This is a genomic window from Biformimicrobium ophioploci, from assembly GCF_030270605.1.
GTDB classification, from domain to species: Bacteria; Pseudomonadota; Gammaproteobacteria; order Pseudomonadales; family Cellvibrionaceae; genus Biformimicrobium; species Biformimicrobium ophioploci.
Genome location: NZ_BSYJ01000001.1, coordinates 197,573 through 220,194, shown reverse-complemented (window position 1 = coordinate 220,194; position 22,622 = coordinate 197,573). Strand labels below are relative to the sequence as shown.

Here is a 22,622-nt window from a genome sequence, read left to right as displayed (position 1 = left end):
GCCGCCCCGGAATCTGGCAAGATTGCCCCTCGAAAAAATTGAAGGGCAGTCTCCCCGTGAAAATCCTGTTGTTTGGAAAAACCGGCCAGTTGGGCAACGCCTGCCTGGCAGCACTTGGCAATCACCAGCTTGTGGCGCTTGATCGTGCCGCAGCGGACTTCAGTCAGCCTGAGCAGGTTGCGCAGGCGGTGATGCGTGAGCGCCCGGATATCGTCGTGAATGCCTGCGCCTACACCGCCGTGGACAGGGCGGAATCGGAGCAGGCGCTGGCCTTCGCCGTCAACCGCGACAGTGTGGCCGCCATGGCAGGCGCGTGTGCCGAACTCGACATTCCCTGTATCCACGTCTCCACCGATTACGTTTTCCGCGGCGACGGCAGCGAGCCATACCGCGAACCGGATCCCACCGACCCGCAGGGTGTCTACGGGCGGAGCAAGCTCGAGGGCGAGCAGCAGTTGCAGGCGGCCAATCCGCGTCATGTCATCCTGCGCACCAGCTGGGTCTTCAGCGCCCACGGTAATAACTTCGTCAAAACCATGTTGCGCCTCGGTCGCGAGCGCGACCAACTGGGCGTGGTTGGCGACCAGCTTGGCAACCCGACGTTCGCGGGCGATATTGCGGGGGTGATCGCACACCTGGTGCAGGACTATTCGGACAGGGGCGAGCTGCCCTGGGGTATCTACCACTGCAGCAGCAATGGCACCTGCAGCTGGTTCGAATTTGCGCAAGAAATTTTCCAGCGCGCCGAGGCTCGCGGCATGCTCGAGGCGGCACCTGCGGTTAACCGGATCACCACCGCGGATTTCCCCACCCCGGCAAAACGCCCCGCCTACTCGGTGCTGGACCTGTCTCGCCTGGAGGCCTACCTGGGGCGACCCATGCCGGACTGGCGCGAGGGGCTCGACAGCGTGCTCGAAACACTGGCGCAGGAAGCCACCGCAGCAAACTGACACCACCCGGGACGACCGGGTGGGCGCATTCCGCCCTTGCGGGGGCTGCGGTCACTTGCGAAGATGTGTGACCAGCCAAAACATATTGGTCACGACATGAGTACTGCTGCCCGTTATACTTTCGCCGAGGAAATCGCCAACAGCCTCACCCATGGCATAGGCACCCTGCTGGCCATTGCCGGGCTGGGGGTGCTGTGTGGCTTTGCGGCGGCCAACGGCGATGCGTGGCATATCACCGGTTGCGCCATTTTCGCGGCTACCCTGATCCTGTGTTTCCTGTCCTCCACCCTGTATCACGCGGTCAGTCAACCACGCGTGAAACAGGTGCTGCGCAGCCTCGACCACGCTGCGATCTTCCTGCTTATCGCCGGTACCTACACGCCCATCACGCTGGTGACGCTGCGCGGACCCTGGGGCTGGTCGATCTTCGGGGTGGTCTGGGCGCTGGCGCTATTCGGGGTGATTATCCAGTGCACCAGCCTTAAGCGTTTCCGCTCGCTTTCCATTGGCCTGTCTGTGGTTATGGGGTGGGTTGTAGTGGTGGCTGCGCGGCCTCTGATCGACAGCTTCCCGCCGGGTGGCCTGCTGTTGCTTGCCGCGGGCGGTCTCTGCTACACCGGCGGTATTGGTTTCTATCTCTGGCGCAGCCTGCGCTTCCACCATGCCATCTGGCACCTGTTCGTGCTGGCCGGCGCAGTGCTCCATTTCTTCGCCATCCTGCTGTACGTGGTGCCCTAGCGGGCGCCGCCAGGTAGAACCCCGTTAGCAGACGAAACCCCTTTAGCAGATAAAGCCAAAGCCGCGCAGCTCCTCCCGGTCCTCCTGTAGCAGGTCGAGGATTTCCTGTTCCAGCCAGCGGTGAATGGCGGAGCTGTCACTGCGCTGGTGGCGCACCAGCATATAGTGCAGGTTGAGGCTCTGTTTCTCCGGCCAGGGTAGCGTGGCCAGGCCACTGCCTAGGTGGGTGTCGTGGGCGATGTACGGCGGTGCGGCCATCAGGTAGTCGGACTTGCGCACCACCTCCAGCGCCGTCATCAGGTGCGTCGTTTCAAAAATACCCCTGCGGCTGTCCCGGAAGCGCACAAAATTCTTGTCCTGCAAGGCCACCTGCAGGTAACGGGAATCCGGGATGTAGAGCACCACCCTGGGGTAGGCCTCCATCATGTCCCAGCTCACGTCCTCACGACCAACCAGCGGGTGTCCCTCGCGCACGAGGATGGAAGGCGGCATGGCCCCGACGGGTCGGGCACGGTATTCGGGACCATAGTGGGAGCGGGTCAACTGGATGGCTACATCCAGCTCGCCACTGGCAAGCTTGCCCAGCTGGCCTTCGACCCGGCTCAGCGCGCGGATGCGCAGGAAGGGCGCGCGCTTTTCCAGCCGCGCCATCAGGCGCGGCATCAACATCATGCCGATAAATTCCGCCACCGCCACACTCAGCTCGCCGCGAAACTGGCCGGGGTCAAACTGGCGCGGGGCCACCAGGCGGCGGGTCTGCTCCAGTAAGGGCTTGAGTTGCTCACCCAGCTCCAGGGCCTTAGGCGTTGGTACCATCTGGCGCCCGGCGCGGGTGAACAGCGGATCATCGAACAGCTCGCGCAGCCGCGCCAGGGTCTTGCTCATGGCGGACTGGGTAACAAACAGGCGCTCGGCGGCTCTGGAAACGGTGCCCTCTTCCAGCAGTACCTGCAGTGCCACCAGCAGGTTGAGGTCGGTGCGAATCAGGGTCTGGTCTTCCACGGCTCAGGCTCGGCTAACACAATCAGGTTGGCGTCTGAATATACTATGAATAAAAGTCATTTCATATTTGAAATTAAGTCATTTGAAGCATGTATACCAAAGGAATAGTATTCCTTCCGCACCTGAAGGCTTTTAGAGAAAAGAATTTGTTCCTCACCCGAAAGATGCAATCAGTCTAATTTGATCCGTGAACACAAATGGAGGTGTCTTGTGATCGCTACTTTTACTGTTGCGCTGGCTCTGCTGGCGGCAATCGCCTGGGATGACCTGAGCGAAGCCTGAATTCTGACTTGTCGTTAGATGTTTCTTGGCAAATTGCCAATGGGCGCGTACCCAGTTAAGCGCGCCCGGATTCCCCTTCCGGAATCCAGTCCTTACCCGATGTAACGCTTTTTTTGTGGTTGTATTGTGGTAGATGTACTTTCCAGCCCGCCTCTCCGGCGGGCTTTTTTATGCCTGTCGTTGATGCCTGTGAAAATCGGTGAGCCGCGCACGGGTTAGACCAATTTTCTTCGCTGTAAGACCAATTGTGGTAGAATTCCACCGGAACGGATAACCGCAGGTACCTGGCCGTACTCTCGTTGTCCGCAGTAGGTAGAGTCTGGAATTTATTATGGTGAGTAACCCAACACATGGCGGCCGGCGCCTTTACCAGCTGGTGGTGGAAAAGATGCTGGTGATGCTCGACAGTGGCGAGTACCCGGTCGGCTCCAGATTGCCGTCCGAGCGCGAATTATCCGAGCGGTTTGATGTTAGTCGTCCGAGTATTCGCGAAGCGATCATTGCGCTGGAAGTGATGGGGCGCGTTATCGTCAAGACCGGCTCCGGCGTATACGTCACGGAACGGCCAGACGTACTGCCGAGCGGACAGGAGTTCAGCCCGTTCGAGTTGACCGAAGCGCGCATCCTTTTTGAGGGTGAAGCCGCCGCGCTCGCGGCCACGATGATTACCGATGAGCAATTGAACCAGCTGCGTGCCGCCTATCATGAAATGGTGCGGGAGAATGAAGAGGGTAACCTGACTTCTGAAGTGGCTGATCGCAAGTTCCATGAAGTTATTGCGCAGGCTACGCACAACCGTGTGTTGATTCATACCATTTGCAGCCTCTGGGATATTCAGGAGCACGACCCCGAGATTGTTGCGGTACACAAATCTGTGTGTAAGAAAAACGGGCAGAAGCGCCTCGCAGAGCATCTGGCCATCCTTAAGGCACTGGAAAAGCACGACACGCAGGCGGCGCGACAGGCCATGCGACGTCACTTTGGTCGTACCATTGACGCACTGCACGAAGCATCGGAAGCCCGGGCGGTTGAAGTGGTGCGGCGTGAGGTGAGCGAGCGCCGCAAGCGTTTCTCCATCGAGCGCCTCGACGACTGAATCATATTTTTCAGGCACAAAAAAACCCGCTTTGCAGCGGGTTTTTTTGTGGGATAAAACAGGCGGCGCAACACCGCCAAAGAGAGATCAGAACTTCGCTTTCAGGCCCATGAATACACGGGGACCGTAGCTATTCAGTTCACCCAGTGTATCCCTGGTGTAGAAGTACTGCTTCTTGGGCTCATCAAACAGGTTGATGGCCTCGAGGCTCAGCTTCACATTGTCGGTCAGCTCGTAAGAAGCACGTGCTTCCCAGACGCCCACATCGCCAACGAAACGCAGGCGCGTGCCGTTGCTGGTGTAGGGCTGGAAATACTCGCTGCGGTACTTGTAGATCAGGCTGGTGTCCAGCTTGCCGATCTGATAGTACAGCTGGCCGGAGAAAACGTGCTCGGAGAATCCGGGGACGTTGCCCGGTGCGACGATACCTTTGGTCTGTGAGTAAACGCTGCCATCGTCCGCCAGAACGGTGATGGAACCGTAGTTGCTGTCCTCAAACTCAAAGTCGGAATCGGCATAGTTGTAGCTGATCTTTGTACCCAGCCCGCTCAGTAAGCCCGGCAGGTATGAGAAGCGGTGGGTACCGGTGATCTCGATGCCGTTCAGGTCGTTGGTGTCTTCATTGGTCTGGGTCATGGTGAAGTCAGCCGAAACTGTTTCGCCATCAACGGTAAAGCTCTCGGAAGTACGAACCTGCTCGAAACCGCCAGTGAACTTTTTGTGGTAGAGGCCCACTGCCAGCATGGAGTCGTCGTTCGGATACCATTCGATACTGGCGTCGAAGTTCCAGGATGTCAGCGGATCGAATCGCGGGTTGCCTGAGCCGGATACGTTACTGATCAGGTCGTTCGGGTCCGTGATGTCGGCGCCGCCATTCAGCGAGAAGGAGCGGTTATAGCCCATGTCGCTCGGATCGGCGCGCGAGAGACCGCGGAACACGCCGGTGCGCAGGATCAGGTTGTCCGTGAGGTCGGCTACCAGGTTGAAGCTAGGCAGTACCTCGGTATAGCTGTGATCTTCAGAAACGCGCTCGTAGTCTGCACCATCCACCTGCTGCATGGACAGGAAGCCGCCGCCATCTTCGACAATTTCGTACGCGGTGCGGTAGGCAACAGAATCCACTTCCGTCTGCACTACGCGCACACCGAAGTTACCGCGCACCGGGGTGTCGGCAATGGCACTTTCGAAGTCCGCCATCACGTAGGCCGCGGTGGTGGTCTCGGTGACATCGGTTGTACCCGGGTCCTTGCGGAACTGCTCCGGGTAGGCGAACTCATAACCCTGTGCGTCGAGGATCATGTTGGTGACACACATGGTGTCGAAGGTCGCCCAGCCGTTGCCGGTACCCGAAGTCGCCTGGCCGGTGGAGGAGTCGATATTGGTAATCAGGTTGCCGCTGGCCGGTTCGGACAAGAAGCCGCTTTCCGGGAAAGCGTTGTTGCGGCAGGCCTCGTTGATCGCGAGAATCAGCGCGCGCTCTTCCTCGGAGCTGTCATCGAGGTTGTCTGTGGTGAAGCGGGTGCCGCCAAGATTCAGGTACTCGAGTTCGGAGAGGCGCATGCCGCCCTTGATCGCGGTGATGGTCTCGTTATCCAGCTCAAGATTGAAGTCGGTACGGAAGGCCTCAACGGTATTCCTGCGATCAACGTCGGAATCGATACGCACACGGTACTCGTCCGAGAACAGGGTGTGATCGGTTACGTCGAAGTCGTACACGGTGTACTGGCGCACGCCGGAGCCCATGTTCCACTCCACCAGCGGACGGTAGCCGGCAGTAGTGTCCTCATTGAAGATGTCATCGTTGTCAGACTGGGTGCGCAGGGAAACCTGCAGTTCTTCACGTGTGGTTTCCGAGAAGCCGTAGTCCGCAGAGATAGACAGTGCATCGGTTACCTGGAAGTCAACGTTCAGGCCGTAACCGAGATACTCCTCTGCACGGGAGTAAACTTCACTGTTGGACTCGATCGCAGTTTCGCCGGCCCACTGGTAAATCGCACCGTTGTCGGACACGATCAGGCTCTGTGCCGTCACGCCGGGGGTGTTGCGCTTCTGGTTGGCGAAGTTGAGGTCGTGACGCTGCTCTGCCTGAGTGCGCTCTGATTGCTGCAGGTCCAGGTTGATATCCAGTTTCTCATTGGGCTGGAACTGGAGGGCAACGAATACCGCATCACGGGTGTCCGAGGTGTCGTTCTGGCGGTAGCCGTTGGAGCTGGAGACAAATGCATAGTCCAGGCCATCACTGTAGGCAAGGCCCGTTTCCGGGTTTACCGCAGTGACGTAGCCTTGGTTGCTCTCGGAGAAATCGCCATCGCCATCCGGGTCATAAGGCGCATCCGCGCGCTGGTCTTCACAGTCGCCGCTGGGGCCGTAAAAACCTTCCCAGGTTGCGGAGGGGTCATTAATACAGGCATAGCGCGAGCTGCCGGTAGGGCTTGAGGACCGCATTTCCGCTTCCGGCTGTGAAATTTCACTTTTCTGTACGCCCAGGGAGATGCCCAGGGCCGCGCCATTGTCGAAGGTGAACTGGTCTACATAGCTGGCGGTACCGCGAAAGCCAATATCGCCCTCAGTAGAATCTTTTATATTCTGCTGGTCCGGGTTCCAGTTGCCCTTGGCATCGAACTGGAAGCGCTGCTTGCCGTAATCCAGCGGCTTCAGGGTTTCCAGAGCAATCTGGCCGGCAACACCGCCCTCGATCAGGCTGGCGTCCTGAGTCTTGTAAATCGCGAGCTTGCTCATCAGTTCCGATGGGAACTGGGAGAAGTTCACGGAGCGGTCACCGCTGCCATTGGTGGCTTCGCGGCCGTTGAATGTGGCTGAACCGAGGAACGGGCCCAGGCCGCGAATGGAGATTTCGGTGGCACCACCGTTTTCCCGGTGGGAAGAAGCACCTGTTACGGTTTCCAGTGCCTCACCGATGGATAGCGCAGGCAGCTCACCAATCTCATCGGCAGACAGGCCGTCGACGATGGTGGTGGCATTGCGCTTCATCTCAATGGTGTTCTGAACAGTCTTACGAGTGCCGGTTACGTTAACCTCTTCAATAACCCCTGCTGTCTCCGCCTGTTTCGCGGCTTCCTGTGCGTGGGCGGAACCCATAAAGGAAACGGCTGCGATGGCGCTAACCAATAGCGTTTTACGGAATTGTCCTTCTCGTACGACGACAGCAGTTGCATCGTTATTATTTTTATTACGCATCTTTACCCCCAGGGTTGTTTGCGCGTGGATATTGCCCGGCAGTCTCATCATGCCTGCGGTACTGTGTGAACACCTTATATTGGTCTGGCCAATGGTTGGCCCCCAGTAAAAAGACACGAATATAATTGTTCGACGGAGCGTAAACTCGCATCAGCCAACCACCTAGTCAACCAGTTTCCCGAAAAAATACGTTTTTTGGTCAGACCAAACGGGCTTATTTTTGCTTTTTCACGGGCATTACTGCGTTTCCTGTCATTTTATCTCTGCGCGCCTCAAGTATTGGTATGTCCAATTGGTTGACAATCCGGTTTGTCCGATTTACGCTGCCAGACATAACGACAAGGATGGGCCATTGTATCTTGCATGGCACGTCCGTATAACCGCCAGAGCCCGAAGTTTATGAAAACTCTAATAAGACAAACGGTGCTGTCACTTGCGATGTTGCTGGTGGCCCAGCAAGCTCTCTCAGCGGAAGTGCTGGTCAATACCCAGAAGGCTTATCGCGATGCGGTGAAGGCCGCAGAGCCGGGCGATACCATTGTGCTTGCCAACGGCACCTGGAAAGACTTTGAAATGGTCTTTCGTGGAGAAGGGGAAGAGGGTCGCCCCATCACCCTGACGGCCGAGGAAAAAGGCAAGGTCTTCCTGACTGGTCAATCAAATCTGCGCCTCGGCGGTAACCACCTGGTGGTATCCGGTCTCGTGTTCAAGGATGGCTTTACGCCGAGCAGCTCGGTCATCGAGTTTCGTCGCAATAAGCAGCACTTGGCGAATAACTCCCGTGTTACTGAGGTGGTGATCGACAACTACAGTAACCCGGAGCGCTTCGAGTCGGATTACTGGGTGGCCATGTATGGCCGCAATAATCGATTCGACCACAATCATCTGGTAGGTAAGCGTAATAAGGGTGTGACCATGGCGGTGCGTCTCGATAGTGAGGCCAGTCAGGAAAACCACCATCGTATCGATCACAATTACTTCGGGCCCCGTCCCATGCTGGGCTCCAATGGTGGCGAGACTCTCCGTATCGGAACGAGTCACTACTCCCTGACAGACTCCTATACCCTGGTCGAGAACAACTTCTTCGATCGCTGTGATGGGGAAGTGGAGATCATATCGGTGAAATCCGGTAAAAACCGGATTCTGAATAATACCTTCTTTGAGTCCCGGGGCACCCTGACTCTGCGCCATGGCAACGGTAACCTGGTGGAAGGCAATGTGTTTTTTGGAAATGGCGTGGACCACACGGGTGGTATTCGCGTAATCAATCGTGACCAGGTCATTCGGAACAACTATCTGGAAGGTTTGACCGGTTTTCGTTTCGGCAGTGGATTCACTGTAATGAACGGTGTGCCGAACTCACCGATCAACCGCTACCATCGTGTTGTCAACGCCGACATATCGCATAACAGCTTTATCAATGTCGATCACATCCACCTGGCGGCAGGTAGTGATGATGAGCGCTCCGCAGTACCGCTTGATAGCCGATTTGCCGGCAACCTGATCTTCCAGGAAGACAAGCAATCGCCGTTTTCAGTATTTGATGATATTTCCGGCATCCACTTTGCGGGTAACGTCTCTTCACCACTTGTTGGTGATGGCCTGGATGTCAATGTGCAAAAGGGGTTGGATCAACAATCTGTCACCTTGACCCGGGCAGAGAACGGGTTGCTTTATCCAGACGCAGATGCAAAAGCATCCGTGGGTGCTAGCCGTGAACTATCTCCTGTAACACGCGCTCAGGTTGGGCCGGCATGGTACCCGAAAGCTGACCCGATTGTGCCTTTCGGATCGGGTGATACTGTGAAAGTCACCTGGGCTGAAGATGCGCTATTCGATGCCGCCAAAGCCGCATCCGCCGGAGATGTACTGGTGCTGGATGATGGCATCTATACGGTACGCAAAACAGTAAGTCTGAATAAAACCCTTACTATCCGCGCGCGGAACCGGGGCAAGGTTACGCTATTGCCTGAGCGCGGGACCCTGTTTGAAATTGCTGATGGCGGCAGTCTTGAGCTGGATGGTCTGGTGCTTTCCGGAAAGCAGGCGCCCGACTCCGCAGGGAACTCCCTTATACGTACCGCGCGCTGGGGCATGCTTGAGAACTACCGTTTTGCCATGCGCAATACCCGGGTGGAGCATCTGGACGTAAATCACTCCTTTCATTTTTTCGATTCCGGAAGTCGCGCGTTTGCTACGTCGTTTACCGTTGAAAACAGTCGCTTTGAAAACATCAGCGGTGACCTGATACGACTCGACAAAGAACGTGACGACCTGGGTATTTACAACGCCGAGTATGTGACACTGAAAGGCAATGAATTCAGGGGCGTTCATGGTGCTCTGGTGAATCTCTACCGGGGCGGTACGGACGAAAGCACTTTCGGTCCGCACCTGGAGTTCTCCGACAACAAGGTTTTTTCTTCCGGCCTCGGCAAGCGCAACAAGCCTGCTGCACTGCTCAAACTGCATGGGGTACAGCTAGCCAGGATCGAGAATAATCACTTCGAAGCGTCGCAGGTTATCAAGGTTGAGCACACAGTTGGTGAGCCAAAGACCCGCATTTCCAGTAATCAGTTCCACAAAACCGATCTGCCGGAAGTGGTGGAGTTGCGGGCGTCGGGCCCGCACACCGCGGTGCTGGCAGATAACAGTGTCCAGTAAGTAACGGGACTGGCTAATACCGATATGAAAGTCTTGCATTTGACTCTCGCCACAATAGCGACCGTGCTGGTGCTGGCGATGACCCCATTCGCGCAGGCAGGTGGCCCCAATCTGGTGGTCAATCTGGATGATGTGCTTGCCATGCGCTCAGCCGTCAAGGAGGAAGGGCGATTCCGGGACGCTTTTCAGGCCAGCAAGGGCTCAGTAGATAAGCGGCTTGGACTGCCAATCAATGTGCCGCTGCCAAAGGATGGCGGTGGCGGTTTTACTCACGAGCGTCATAAGCAGAATTACAAGTTGATGTACGACGCGGGCATTCTCTATCAAGTTACTGAGGATCCCAGGTATGCGCAGCGCGTACGCGATATGCTGCTCACATATTCCGATATGTATCCAGCGCTGCCGCTGCACCCGAAACGTAAGCCCAATGCGCAAAACCCGGGCAAGCTGTTCTGGCAGAGCTTGAATGAATCTGTCTGGCTGGTTTACACCATCCAGGCCTATGATCTGATTCGTGAAACGCTTTCCGATGCCGAGATGAAAAAAATCGAGCGGGACCTGTTGCGTCCTGTTGCGCTGTTTCTCTCGGAGGAATCACCCGCGACCTTCAACAAGGTGCATAACCACGGAACCTGGGCAACTGCCGCTGTAGGTATGACCGGCTATGTCCTTGGAGAGCAGGATTGGGTGGAAAAAGCGCTGCTTGACCTGTCCAAAAGCGGAAAGGGTGGCTTCCTCCGGCAAATCAGTGACCTGTTCTCACCGGATGGCTATTACAACGAGGGCCCCTACTATCAGCGCTATGCATTGATGCCATTCGTAACCTTTGCCAAGGCAATCGACAACAATGAGCCGCAGCGTGAGATTTTCAAATATCGCGACGGCCTGTTGCTCAAGGCGATCGATACCACCATCCAGCTGAGCTACAACAAGCTGTTTTTCCCGATCAATGATGCCATTCGCAGCAAGGGTATCGATACCGAAGAACTGGTGCTCGGTGTGACGATTGCATACGGGTTGACCCGTGACTCTGGCTTGCTAGATATCGCGCAGCAGCAGGAAAGTATTCTATTGACCGGCGATGGTCTGCGCGTGGCACAGGCGCTGGATGCAGGGAAGGCAACGCCCTATTCATTCAGATCCCAGGCATTTTCTGACGGTCGCAATGGCGACGAGGGTGCCCTGGTGGTAATGCGCCAGCCGGATCAGGCTCTGGTATTTAAGCCGGCCGCGCAAGGCATGGGGCATGGGCATTTTGACAAGCTGAGCTGGCAATTTTACGACAGTCAGGAGGAAGTTGTGTCCGACTACGGCGCGGCGCGGTTCCTGAATGTGGAGGCCAAATTTGGTGGCCGCTATTTGCCAGAAAACAAATCCTATGCAAAGCAAACCGTTGCCCATAACACCGTTGTGATCAATGAAACATCGCATTTCAATGGCGATGTCAAAACAGGTAATCAGCATCACCCCGAGCTGATTTTCTTCGGGAATGATGAGCGGATGACGATCAGTGCCGCAAAAATCGATACGGCATACAGTGACGTCCAGCTAAAACGCACGCTTGCGCTATTACGGCTCAGCGATGACCGCTCCCTGGTGGTCGATGTGTTTGATGTTGCTTCAAAAAATCCCAGTCAATATGACTTGCCATTGCACTATCAGGGGCAACTTGTTGATACCAGTTTTGAGGTGGTCGCCAACGCAGCCACCCTGCCGATCCTGGGCCAAAAAAACGGCTACCAGCACCTCTGGCTGAAAGGTGTTGCTCAGCCAGAGGCGGGGCTTGCAAAAGTTACCTGGCTGAACAGGAATGGTCGTTTCTATACGAAAACCCTGTTGAATGATGGTGCTACCGAGCTTCTTTTTACGCAGCTCGGAGGCAGCGACCCGAATTTTAATTTACGCAGTGAAAACAGTTTTATCCAGAGAAAGCAACAAGCCCGCGCGCATGCCTTCGTCAGCCTGCTGGAGCCGCACGGTGAGTACAATCCGGCCCGTGAATTCACGATCGGAGCAGAAAGCCAGGTTGTGAGCCTGTCGCATGAGAAATCCGGTAGTGTCGATGTCGTGTCCTTCGGGTTTGCCGATGGCACGCGCTACCTGCTGGCATTCAATAGTGAGGCAGGTGCTACGCCCGGCCAGGAAAGCGCTTTCGAAATAGAGGGCACACGTTACGCGCTCAAGGGTCGCTACCAGTTGTTCGAGTTACCCCAAAAAGGTTGAGTTTTATGCCTGCTAGTAAGCCATTTGTATATTCCGCTGAAGCCGAAGTAGAAGATCTCGGCGAAGGCATCAAACGTCAAATTCTTGGTTATGGCCAGGAGTTGATGGTGGTGAAAGCCTGGTTTGAAGAGGGCAGCGTTGGCTATCTGCACAAGCACCCTCACGCCCAGGTTACTTACGTAGAAAGTGGAGAGTTTGAGGTTACCGTCGATAATGATGTGCAACTTCTTTCGGCTGGTGACAGTTTCTATATTGCGCCAAATCTATTGCATGGTGCGACCTGTAAAAAAGCCGGGGTGCTGATCGATACCTTCAGCCCCTGTCGGCAAGACTTCCTGGAAGGATAACAATAATGAAAAACTTACGATGGACGGTGATTACCCTGGTCGCGATAGCGACCATCATCAATTACATCGACCGGACCGCGCTTTCGGTCATGTGGCCCGGTATCGCCGATGAGCTGGGCATGGATGGCCATGACTACGCGAACATCATGAGCGTATTCCTTATCGCTTATGCTGTCGGTCAGGCGGTATTTGGCAAAATTTTTGATGCGATTGGTACGCGCATTGGTTTCATGCTGTCCATTGTCGTGTGGTCCATATCGATTGCCCTGCACGCGTTCGCAACTTCCGTGGCTTCGTTCAGTGTCTTCCGCACCTTGCTCGGCTTCGGCGAAGCCGGCAACTGGCCTGGCGCGACCAAGGCGAATGCAGAATGGTTCCCGGTGCACGAGCGCGCACTGGCGCAGGGGATCTTCGGCGCGGGTGCGTCCGCGGGCAGCATTATCGCACCGCCACTGGTGGCATTCCTGTATGCATACCTGGGTTGGCAGGCGACATTCATTGTCGTGGCAGCTCTCGGCTTTATCTGGCTGGTACCGTGGCTGATTATTTACAAGAGTGGCCCAGATGCCCATCCATGGATTACAGCCGAAGAGCGGGAATACATCCTGACTGGACAGAAGGTTGAGGAAGAGGAAAGCGATGCCCCCGAGTATGTGCCAACACTTTCCGAATTGTTGTCTCATCGCCAAAGCTGGAGTGTTATTGCCGCGCGCTTCTTTATCGAGCCAATCTGGTGGTTGTTTGTTGCCTGGTTGCCGCTTTACCTGAACGACAAGTTTGGCTTTGACGTAAAGGCTATTGGGGCATCCGCATGGATTCCCTACGTCGGTGCGGCCATGGGCGCGCTGTTCGGAGGCTGGTTTGCGGGCCGCTTGATGAAGAGCGGCTGGAGCGTAAACAGGGCCAGGAAATCTGCGGTGGCGCTTGGTGGTGCGCTGATGTTGCCGGCTCTGCTCGCCACCACGATGGCAGATACCCCCGGAATGGCGCTCGGCCTGATCGCAATCATCCTTTTCGGTTTCCAGGCGGCTATCAACAATATTCAGACTCTGCCAAGCGACTACTTTTCCGGAAAAAGTGTTGCTTCTTTGGCGGGTATAAGTGGCGCTGTTGGTGTGTTGAGCGTAATTACTGCGATTCAACTGGTTCCGGTTATTACCAATGATGGCACTTATTACCCGCCGTTTTTTATTCTCGGTGCCTCTCTTGTGCCCCTGATGCTGGCATCGGTGCTGTTCCTTGGCGGCCGTATCAAGCCGGTAAAGAGAAAAAATACTGATAAAGCTGGATTTATCCAGGCTGAATCCAATGTCTGAAAACAAACAAATTCTGAAATTAAAAAATCCTGCAGGAGTTCTCATGAAACTTGAAAACAAGGTAGCAATCGTCAGTGGTGGTGCGCGCGATATCGGCAAGGCCATTTCCTTGAAGCTCGCGGCGGAGGGCGCCAAGGTTGTAGTGAATTACTTCAGTAACGTTGCGCAGGCGGAAGAAACGCTGGCGGAAATCAAGCAGCTCGGTGGTGAAGCGATCATTGTTCAGGGTGACATGACCAAGCAGGCCGATGTTGACCGTGTACTGGCTGAGGCCAGTAATGCCTATGGTCCCACTGTGGACGTCCTGGTAAACGTTGCTGGTGGCCTTGTTGCCCGTAAGACGCTTGATGAAATGGACGAGGAGTTTTTCGACCACGTTGTGAGGCTGAACCTGAATAGTACTTTCCTTTTGACCAAGGCAGTGGTGCCGGCGATGGATGGTGGCTCTATTATTAATATCGCTTCCCAGGCCGGTCGTGATGGTGGTGGCCCCGGTGCCGCTGCTTACGCCACGGCGAAAGGGGCGGTAATGACCTTTACCCGGGCGATGGCCAAGGAGCTTGGCCCGAAAAATATTCGTGTTAATGCCTTGTGCCCGGGAATGATCAGCACAACCTTCCACGATACCTTTACCAAGGATGCAGTGCGCACCAACGTCGCCGGTGCTACGCCACTGCGCCGCGAAGGTAAGGCGAGCGAGATCGCAGATGTGGTTGCCTTCCTCGCCTCCGAAGAATCTACTTTTGTAACCGGTATCAACATGGATACCAATGGCGGACTCCTGTTCTCATAAAGAAAGTTCGTCTTTTGTAGCGGTAAATAAGGGTGGCAGGTGATGGCCGGTAAAATTGTAGTTCTTGGTGAGTGCATGCTGGAGGTCAACCGGGGGACCGGGATCGCCTCTGGCAACCAGTTGCCTGCCACCCTTGCCTATGGCGGAGATACGCTGAATACCTCAGTTTATCTTGCACGGTATGGCGTCGCTGTTGACTATGCCACCGCGCTCGGTGATGACCCGCTCAGCGACTGGATGATCGAACAGTGGCAGATGGAAGGGGTCGGTTGTGGCCTGGTGGCGCGTATGCCGGGCGAAGTGCCCGGACTTTACATGATCGAGGTAGATGAGCACGGTGAGCGCACTTTCCATTACTGGCGGGACAGTGCGCCGGCAAGGCGCCTGCTGGATGCTCCGGGTGCCGATGCCCTGTTGAAGGCCATGCTCCGAAGCGACTACCTGTATCTTTCCGGTATCACCCTTGGCATTTATGCACCCACAGCGCGGCAGCGCCTGTATTCCTTTCTCGAGGCGTATCGCAGCAAAGGCGGGCGGGTAATCTTCGATGGCAATTATCGGCCACGGCTGTGGGAGAGCGAGGGCATTGCGCGCACAACCTATGAGCAGATGTACCGGTTGACCGATATCGCGTTGCCCACCATTGAAGACGAGCAGCAGGTATTCGGCGATGCAGATGCCGCTTCCATCATTGCCCGGCTGCAGGGTTACGGCGTCGGCGAGGTGGTGTTGAAAATGGGTGGCGATGGTTGCCTGGTGGCCGATGCCGACAGCCGGGTTCTGGTACCTGCCGAGCCGGTAGATGTGGTGGACACCACTGCGGCGGGAGACTCGTTCAATGCCGGTTATCTCGCCGCGCGTATCGCCGGCGATGCACCAGTGCAGGCAGCGGCAGAGGGGCATAAAATGGCGGCGCAGGTCATACAGCATCGCGGTGCAATCATACCTCCCGCGAAGCTCCCCGGCTGGCGGCCTCCGGTATAAATTGGCTTAGGGGCCAGAACTAATTGGCCGCTTTTAAACCGTTGACACGCCAACAACTCTTCCCTATAGTTCGCGGCCTCAACGGGGACACACTCGTTGCATGCCCAGGTGGCGGAATTGGTAGACGCGCTAGCTTCAGGTGCTAGTGACCTAACGGTCGTGGAAGTTCAAGTCTTCTCCTGGGCACCATCTTCGCAAAAAGGCCGACTCATTTGAGTCGGCCTTTTTCGTTTCCGCTGTCGGCAAAGCCCACCTCTGCCTAACCCGTGTTGCGCATGCCCGCGGCGATGCCGGCAATCGTCACCATCAACGCGCTCTCAAGCAGCGGTTCCTCCGGGCGGTCGCGCAGGCGCGCCATCAGCTCGGCCTGCAGCAGGTGCAGCGGGTCCGTATAGGGATCGCGCACGCGAATGGACCAGCGCATCGCCGGATTGTTGTCGAGCAGGTTTTCGCGTCCGGTCAGGCGACTGAGGGCGGCGACGGTTCGCGCCAGGCGGCTGCGCAGCTCCACGCCCAGTCGCTGCAGTTCCGGGTCCTCGGTAAGGCGCTCCTCGTACCACGCGGCCACACGCGGGTCGGATTTGGCCAGCACCATTTCCAGCATGTCGACCACGGCCTGGAAGAACGGCCACTCGTCGCTCATGCTGCGCAGGGTCTCCGGTGCTTCCGACAGCCCGGTTTCCAGTGCCTTACCGGTGCCCAGCCAGGCGGGCAGCATCAGGCGCATTTGGGTCCAGGCAAACACCCAGGGAATGGCGCGCAGGGATTCCACGCCGCCACTGGCCTTGCGCCGCGCCGGGCGGCTGCCGAGCGCCAACCGGCTCAGTTCCGTTTCCGGAGTGACAGTGCGCAGGTAGGCGACCAGCGCCGGGTCATCGCGCACCACTTCGCGGTAGGCCTGCACCGAGGCCTGCGTCAGGCGGTCCATTTCAGAGCGCCATTCCGGTTTTGGTTGTGCCGGCGGCAGCAGGGTTGCCTCCAGCGTGGTGGCAATATATTGCTGCAGGTTATAGGCCGCGACAGTCGGGCGGCCGTACTTGAAGCGAATGACCTCGCCCTGTTCCGTCACCCGGATACGCCCGGCGATGGAGCCCGGCGGCTGCGATAGCAGTGCGGTCCGGGTCGGTGAGCCGCCGCGGGACAGCGAGCCACCACGGCCGTGGAACAAGGTGAGCGGGACCCTGTGCTCGCGAAAGATGGCGGTGAGTTGTTCCTGTGCCCGGTACTGCGCCCACGCGGCCCCCAGGAAGCCCGCATCCTTGGCGGAGTCGGAATAGCCAATCATGATTTCCTGGCCGCCGGCCACGCGCTCGCGATACAGCGGCAGTGCCAGCAGCGCGCTCATGGTATCCAGTGCGTTGTTCAGGTCGTCCAGGGTTTCGAACAGGGGCACCACGCGCATGGGCTGGCTGACCCCCGCCGCTTTCTGTAGCAGCATCACCGCCAGTACGTCAGAGGGCTTTTTCGCCATGGAGATTACGTAGGCGCCGAGCCCTTCGCTACCCTGTTCCGCGATTACCGCACAGGTATCGAGGATCTCGCGGACTTCCGGGCTGCAGTACTCACTCTCGAAAAAGCCCTGGTCCACCAGTGGCCGGCGGTTCTGTAATTCTTCCAGCAGGAATTGTTGCTTCTCTTCTTCGCTCCATTTCTCGTAGCGACCGAGGTCCAGGTAGCGGGTAATGGCATCCACCGCCTGCATATGCCGGGTGGATTCCTGGCGGATATCCAGCCGCAACAATGTGATGCCAAAGCAGTTGAGCCTGATCAGGGTGTCTTTCAGCTGTCCATCGGCGATGGCGGCCAGGCCCACGGTACGCAGGGACCGGTCCAGCAGCGCCAGGTCCTCGCGCAGCTGCCACCCATGGGTGTAATTATCCCCGGCGGGTTCTGGCTGGCCGGCAACCCGTGCTTCCATTTGCGCGCGGGTATTGCGCAGGCGGTCGCGCACTGCGCGCAGAAGCAGTCGGTAGGGTTCGTGGCTCGGGCCGGTGCGCGCCAGCAGTTCGTCGCTGGCACGGTGCATGGACAGGTCGGCCAGCAGGTTTTCCACATCCCGCAGGTACAGGTCGGCTGCCATCCAGCGTGCCAGATGCAGTACTTCGCGGGTGACCTTTGCCGTAACGTTGGGATTGCCGTCGCGGTCGCCGCCCATCCAGGAGGCAAAACGGATGGGTACCCAGTCCGTGGTCAGCGCCTGCATGTCGGCGGCAGACAGTTCTTCTGCGACGCCCCGCATTGCGCGCGGTACTGCCTGCCACAACGATTGCTCTATGGTGGCGAAGCCCCATTTTGCCTCGTCTACGGGGGTGGGGCGCTGTCGCCGGATTTCATCGGTGCTCCAGATCGACAGGGTCTGCTCGCGTAGCAGCCTGTGCAGGTGGGCGCTTTCTTCATCGGTCAGGTCCGGGCGGTCCCGCTTTGCCAGCAGGTCACCAATGCGGTCGTATTTGCGGATCAGGGTGCGGCGCGTCACTTCCGTGGGGTGTGCGGTGAGCACCAACTCCACGGAGAGTGCCTGCAGGACGTCGATGATTTGTGTCTGGTCGATACCTGCGTTTTTCAGCTCCGCCAGTACCTGGCGCAGGCCGCGATCCGTATCCGGGTCGCCGGGAAAGCGCTGGTGCTGGCGGCGGAGGCGCTCGCGATGACGCTGCTCGGCAATATTTGCAAGGTTCAGGAACTGGCTGAACGCGCGCGCGACCTCTACCAGGGTTTCGTCGTCCAGCGGATCCAGCAATTCACGCAGGCGGCCGACCGGCATCTCCCCCTGGCTGCGGCTTTCAACTGTGGCCTGACGAATGGTCTCGACGGTATTGAACAGTGCCTCACCGGCCTGTTCCTGCAGCACCGTACCGAGCTCCGCCCCGAGCAGGCGCACATCTTCCCGTAGCGGGGCGTTCTGGTCCTGTTCCACAATCCTTTCCTCCCTGTCAGTGGACGCGTATTCTCTCATTTTTTGGTCAAATGGTCAGGCTGGATGTTTGACACCGGAATAGAAATCGCTATAGTGCGCTGCCTCAGCGGTACACACCGCTGTGTGCCCAGGTGGCGGAATTGGTAGACGCGCTAGCTTCAGGTGCTAGTGACCTAACGGTCGTGGAAGTTCAAGTCTTCTCCTGGGCACCATTCACCTTACTTCTATCGTGAATTGTTATTTGGTCGGTGCGGACTTCGTAAGAAGGCCAGAAGACTATCAAGACGGCACTTATCTGCGCTGCGCGCAGTGTTTTTGCCGCCGTCGCAAACGCTTGCGCGTTTGCTCTTCTCCTGGGCACCATCTCTCTCTTTCTTGTCTTATATATTTCCAAGCATATTTGTAATTCCCTGCAGCCAAGACAGAGCTCGCTGTGCGTCAGCGAAATGGCATGCCCTTATCGGCGCCGGACGGCGCATCGCGTATAATTCCCTCATGTGTCGCCAGGATGGCGGCCATTAATCTTTCTGGAAGCCCATTGAAAAAACAAAAACCCCCTGTAGACGCAGATCCGCACGCCAGTCGCGAGGCGGAGCGCTACGAAAATCCCATTCCCAGCCGCGAGTACCTGCTGCAGATGCTCGAACAGCAGTCAGGCCCTGTCGCCTGGGAGCAAATTGCGGACGCGCTCGAGATCGACGACGAAGGGCGCCGTGAGGCTGTGCGCCGGCGCCTTATCGCCATGTCGCGCGACGGCCAGATCGCCAGCAACCGCGTTGGTGACTTCGGCCTGATCGATCGCATGGGTCTCATCCGTGCCCGAGTGGTCGGCCACCGTGACGGCTTTGGCTTTGCTGCCACCAGCGATGACAGCGAAGACCTCTATCTGCACCACCGGCAGATGCGCAAGGTGTTTGACGGCGACGAGGTGCTGGTGCGGGAAATGCCCGGCGGTTATCGCGGCAAGCGCGAGGGCGCCATCGTGCGCGTGGTGCGCCACAACACCAGCCAGCTGGCCGGGCGCCTGATCAAGGAACACGGCATCTATTATGTGCGTCCGGACAACCCGCGCCTGACCCACAACGTACTGGTCGAGCCCGAACACCTGGGCGGCGCCGAAAAGGGCGTGTATGTAGTGGTGGAGATCACCCAGCAGCCAAGCCGTGACGGTTTCCCCGTGGGCCAGATCATCGAGGTACTCGGCGAGCACCTGTCGCCGGGCATGGAGATCGATGTGGCGATGCGCAATTATGGCATCCCGCACGACTGGCCTTCGGATGTGACCGCGGAAGCGGCGGATATCCCGGATGAGGTGCAGGAGACGGACAAGCAGCAGCGCATTGACCTGCGGGCGTTGCCGCTGGTGACCATTGACGGTGAGGATGCGCGGGACTTTGACGACGCCGTCTATTGCGAGCAACTGGATGATGGCTGGAAGCTGATCGTCGCCATCGCCGATGTCTCCCATTATGTACAGATTGGCAATCCCCTCGACCGCGAGGCGGAGGAGCGTGGCACCTCGGTCTACTTCCCCGATTTCGTGGTGCCGATGCTACCGGAAAAACTTTCCAACGGCCTTTGCTCCCTCAACCCGGAAGTCGATCGCCTGTGTATGGCGGTGGAGATTCGCATTGATGCGCGCGGCCATCTGACTGGCTACCAGTTCTTTGAAGGTGTAATGCGTTCGCATGCGCGCCTGACCTATACCACGGTGGGGCAACTGATCGAGGAACGTGGCGATCGCAACAGCGGTGTGCGCAAGGCGCATCACAAGCTGCTGGGCCCTCTGGACTGCCTGCACGACCTCTACAAGGTCCTGCGCGATGCGCGCGAGCACCGCGGTGCGATGGACTTCGAGACTACCGAAACGCGCATCCTGTTCGACGAGCAGCGCAAGATCGACAAGATCGTGCCGGTGGCACGCAACGATGCGCACAAGCTGATCGAGGAATGCATGCTGGCCGCCAATGTGTGCGCGGCCAACCTGCTGCTGGCGAGCGAGCTGCCGGCGCTCTACCGCGTGCACGATGCGCCCAAGCAGGAAAAGATCGCTAACCTGCGCGAGTACCTGGGCGAGCTCGGCCTGAGCCTTGGCGGCGGCGAATCGCCGGAACCCATGGATTTCCTATTGTTGCTGGCCCAGTCTGACGGTCGCGCGGATGCGCATATCATCCAGACCATGCTGCTGCGCTCCATGAACCAGGCGGTGTACCAGCCGGACAACAAGGGCCACTTCGGCCTGGCCTATGAGGCTTATGCGCATTTCACTTCGCCGATCCGGCGCTATCCGGACCTGCTGGTGCACCGTGCCATCCGCTCGCTGCTGCGCGGCGGGGCAAAGAAAAGCCTGGCGGCACAGTTGCGCCCGGTCAAGGGTGCGCGTGACCTGGATAAGGGCGGTATCTATCCCTATGACATGGCGGCCATGCTGCAACTGGGCGAACACTGCTCGAGCACCGAGCGCCGTGCGGACGAAGCCACCCGCGATGTGGTCAACTGGCTCAAGTGCGAGTACCTGCAGAGCCATGTGGGTGAGGAGTTCACCGGCGTGGTCAGCGCGGTGACCAACTTTGGCCTGTTCGTGGAGCTGAAAGACCTGTATGTGGAAGGGCTGGTGCATGTGACCTCCCTGCCAAAAGACTATTACCGGTTTGAGCAGGCGCATCAGCGCCTCGTCGGCGAGCGAAGCCGAAAAGTTTTCCATCTGGGAGACGAGGTGGCAGTGCAGGTTGTGCGGGTGGACCTGGATGAGCGCAAGGTTGATTTCGAGTTGCGCGAGGTAAAGCCGGCGCGCAAGAAAGTTTCGGTATCGCCGCGCGCATTGCAGCTGGCGGAAGAGTACGAACAGAAGCGCCGCCAGCAAGACGGTGGCAAAAAAGCAAAAAAAGCCGTGGCCTCGGATCCTTGGTCCGGGGCCTCAGGCAAATTGCAAAACGCTTCCGAAAGTAAGTCGCAGCCGCGCAAGCGCAAGGTGCAGGACCAAGTACCGGAAAAGGTGCGGGAAGATGTGCAGAAAAAAGCGCAGGAAAAACCGGCAGAGCAGAAGGTGAGTGCTGCTGAAGGCGCTACACCGGCCGAGCTGGACGAGGCCATGTCCCAGTCGCGCAAGGCCGAGCAGCGCGAGAAGAAATGGGCGCGGCCGAAAAAGACCCCGCCGCGCAAGGGTGGAAAGCGCCCGGCAGTGGCCGCGCGCAAGGCCGCCATGAAAGCGGATAAAGCCAAGGCGACCACTAAGAAGGCGGCCAAGAAAACCAAATCCGGCAAGAAGAAAAAGCCGAAGAAGTAACCCATGGCGAACCAGGAAATCGTATTCGGTCTGCACGCGGTGCAGGCACTGCTGAAGAGCAGCCCCCAGCGTGTGGCGCAGCTGCACCTGCTGCGCGGGCGGGCGGACCAGCGTATCCAGAAAATCACCAAGATGGCGGAGCAGAATCAGGTGCCGGTGCGCTTCGCCTCGCGCCAGTCACTGGACGACCTGGCTGACGGCAACCACCAGGGTGTGGTGGCGGTCTGCATCGGCGAGACCCGGGTGTACGATGAAAAGTACCTGTGGGAAATGCTCGGCGCGCTGGGTGAGGCGCCATTCCTGCTGATCCTCGACGGCGTCACCGACCCGCACAACCTGGGTGCCTGCCTGCGTACCGCGGATGCCGCCGGGGTGCATGCGGTGATCGCGCCCAAGGACAATTCCGCCAGCCTGACCCCGGTGGCACGCAAGGTCGCCTGCGGCGCGGCAGAGGTGGTGCCCTACATCACAGTCACCAATCTCGCGCGCACCATGCAGAAGCTGCAGGAGGGTGGCGTCTGGATTACCGGTACCGCCGGTGAGGCCGAAAAAGACATCTACGCGGCAGACCTTGCCGGCCCTATGGCGCTGGTCATGGGCGCGGAAGGCAAGGGCATGCGGCGTCTGACCCGCGAGCACTGTGACTACCTCGTCAAGATTCCCATGCAGGGCAGTGTCAGCAGCCTCAACGTGTCGGTGGCCACCGGCGTCTGCCTGTTCGAGGCACAGCGCCAGCGCCGCAGCTGAACCGGCAGTCGCGGACGGTTGCTGTTCAACTTGCAACCAGTGCCGCACCTGCATAGAATACTGCGCCCTAATTGCACCCCGG

14 protein-coding genes and 2 tRNA genes are annotated in these 22,622 nt (G+C 58.0%); 13 read left to right on the top strand and 3 right to left on the bottom strand.

Features of this window, described 5'->3' with window-relative positions:
• Window positions 1-56 precede the first annotated feature (56 nt).
• Both rfbD and trhA read left to right on the top strand, forming a co-directional pair.
• Window positions 57-950, top strand: coding sequence for a dTDP-4-dehydrorhamnose reductase (rfbD, locus tag QSJ80_RS00975; protein ID WP_285762398.1), 894 nt, complete (start codon window positions 57-59; stop codon window positions 948-950).
• Window positions 951-1,046: 96 nt separating this feature from the next.
• Window positions 1,047-1,688: a PAQR family membrane homeostasis protein TrhA gene (gene trhA, locus QSJ80_RS00970; RefSeq protein ID WP_285762397.1), complete on the top strand. Its 642-nt coding sequence runs from the start codon at window positions 1,047-1,049 to the stop codon at window positions 1,686-1,688.
• Window positions 1,689-1,730: 42 nt separating this feature from the next.
• Here trhA and QSJ80_RS00965 read toward each other — a convergent pair whose 3' ends face one another.
• Window positions 1,731-2,690 carry a LysR family transcriptional regulator gene (locus QSJ80_RS00965; protein ID WP_285762396.1) on the bottom strand — a complete coding sequence of 320 codons (960 nt, stop codon included), beginning with the start codon at window positions 2,688-2,690 and terminating at the stop codon, window positions 1,731-1,733.
• 613 nt (window positions 2,691-3,303) lie between these two features.
• Here QSJ80_RS00965 and QSJ80_RS00960 point away from each other — a divergent pair.
• Window positions 3,304-4,068 (top strand): FadR/GntR family transcriptional regulator, encoded by a 765-nt coding sequence (locus QSJ80_RS00960; RefSeq protein WP_285762395.1) that lies wholly within the window; start codon window positions 3,304-3,306, stop codon window positions 4,066-4,068.
• A gap of 87 nt (window positions 4,069-4,155) precedes the next feature.
• Here the strand turns inward: QSJ80_RS00960 and QSJ80_RS00955 are convergent, their stop codons facing one another.
• On the bottom strand, window positions 4,156-7,266 hold the full coding sequence (locus QSJ80_RS00955; RefSeq protein WP_285762394.1) for a TonB-dependent receptor: 3,111 nt from the start codon (window positions 7,264-7,266) through the stop codon (window positions 4,156-4,158).
• A gap of 399 nt (window positions 7,267-7,665) precedes the next feature.
• Here QSJ80_RS00955 and QSJ80_RS00950 point away from each other — a divergent pair, with 399 nt between their 5' ends.
• The 7 genes from QSJ80_RS00950 (at window position 7,666) to QSJ80_RS00920 (ending at window position 15,779) form a co-directional block, all read left to right on the top strand.
• Window positions 7,666-9,927, top strand: coding sequence for a chondroitinase-B domain-containing protein (locus QSJ80_RS00950; RefSeq protein WP_285762393.1), 2,262 nt, complete (start codon window positions 7,666-7,668; stop codon window positions 9,925-9,927).
• Window positions 9,928-9,951: 24 nt separating this feature from the next.
• The gene (locus tag QSJ80_RS00945; protein ID WP_285762392.1) at window positions 9,952-12,150 is read left to right on the top strand and encodes a heparinase II/III domain-containing protein; all 2,199 of its coding nucleotides are present in this window, start codon (window positions 9,952-9,954) and stop codon (window positions 12,148-12,150) included.
• Window positions 12,151-12,155: 5 nt separating this feature from the next.
• Window positions 12,156-12,497, top strand: coding sequence for a cupin domain-containing protein (locus QSJ80_RS00940; RefSeq protein WP_285762391.1), 342 nt, complete (start codon window positions 12,156-12,158; stop codon window positions 12,495-12,497).
• Window positions 12,498-12,502: 5 nt separating this feature from the next.
• Window positions 12,503-13,813 carry an MFS transporter gene (locus tag QSJ80_RS00935; protein ID WP_285762390.1) on the top strand — a complete coding sequence of 437 codons (1,311 nt, stop codon included), beginning with the start codon at window positions 12,503-12,505 and terminating at the stop codon, window positions 13,811-13,813.
• Between the two features lie 43 nt (window positions 13,814-13,856).
• Entirely contained in the window at window positions 13,857-14,606 is a 750-nt protein-coding gene (locus tag QSJ80_RS00930; protein WP_285762389.1) for an SDR family NAD(P)-dependent oxidoreductase, read from the top strand.
• Between the two features lie 42 nt (window positions 14,607-14,648).
• Window positions 14,649-15,590: a sugar kinase gene (locus QSJ80_RS00925; RefSeq protein WP_285762388.1), complete on the top strand. Its 942-nt coding sequence runs from the start codon at window positions 14,649-14,651 to the stop codon at window positions 15,588-15,590.
• Between the two features lie 102 nt (window positions 15,591-15,692).
• A tRNA-Leu gene (locus QSJ80_RS00920) sits at window positions 15,693-15,779 on the top strand.
• A gap of 70 nt (window positions 15,780-15,849) precedes the next feature.
• Here the strand turns inward: QSJ80_RS00920 and ppc are convergent.
• On the bottom strand, window positions 15,850-18,507 hold the full coding sequence (gene ppc / locus QSJ80_RS00915; RefSeq protein ID WP_352176007.1) for a phosphoenolpyruvate carboxylase: 2,658 nt from the start codon (window positions 18,505-18,507) through the stop codon (window positions 15,850-15,852).
• A 125-nt stretch (window positions 18,508-18,632) separates the two neighbouring features.
• Between ppc and QSJ80_RS00910 the strand changes: the two genes are divergently transcribed.
• From QSJ80_RS00910 to rlmB, 3 genes are all read left to right on the top strand, one after another.
• Window positions 18,633-18,719 (top strand) — tRNA-Leu (locus QSJ80_RS00910).
• 326 nt (window positions 18,720-19,045) lie between these two features.
• On the top strand, window positions 19,046-21,793 hold the full coding sequence (rnr, locus tag QSJ80_RS00905; RefSeq protein ID WP_285762386.1) for a ribonuclease R: 2,748 nt from the start codon (window positions 19,046-19,048) through the stop codon (window positions 21,791-21,793).
• Window positions 21,794-21,796: 3 nt separating this feature from the next.
• Entirely contained in the window at window positions 21,797-22,540 is a 744-nt protein-coding gene (gene rlmB / locus QSJ80_RS00900; RefSeq protein ID WP_285762385.1) for a 23S rRNA (guanosine(2251)-2'-O)-methyltransferase RlmB, read from the top strand.
• Window positions 22,541-22,622 lie beyond the last annotated feature (82 nt).